This window comes from Microbacterium sp. CFSPD4_SD4, assembly GCF_057364585.1.
The window spans coordinates 1-450 of record NZ_JBNFOC010000031.1; the positions used below are offsets into that span (position 1 = coordinate 1).

Genomic DNA, 450 nt, shown 5'->3' on the forward strand with positions numbered 1-450 from the left:
GCAGCGCGAGTTTCAGCTGATCATCGATACCCTGCGCGCAGAACGCGGTCGGCGTAAAGAGACGGCGGAGCGGCTGGGTATCAGCCCGCGGACGCTGCGATATAAGTTGGCGCAAATGCGGGATGCGGGGCTGGATGTGGAAGGGAAGGTGTTTGTCGGATAGCGGCTTGTCGCGGCAGGCTTAATTTGGCACCAATCTTGCTCTATAACTTCCAAAGCTGATTTTGCCGTCAAAATATCCACGGCCTGGAGGAATCATGACGCAGGTGTCGAATTCAATCGTCTGATGTTGCAGATGCGTTCCATGCAGATGGAGGCGATGAGCCGTCCGCAGCCGGCGGTGGCTCCGGTGGCGCAGGACGTGAACGCGCCGGTATTCGATGATCTGTTGCAGCAGGCAGTCAACCGCGTCAATGAACTGCAGAAGACCACCAGCGAGTTGCAGACCGG

1 protein-coding gene is annotated in these 450 nt (G+C 58.0%); it reads left to right on the forward strand.

What is annotated here, in order from left to right:
* Nucleotides 1–163: helix-turn-helix domain-containing protein (locus AC2W7E_RS16265; protein WP_485989534.1), on the forward strand; the 163-nt coding region annotated here is incomplete at its 5' end.
* Nucleotides 164–450: the final 287 nt, after the last annotated feature.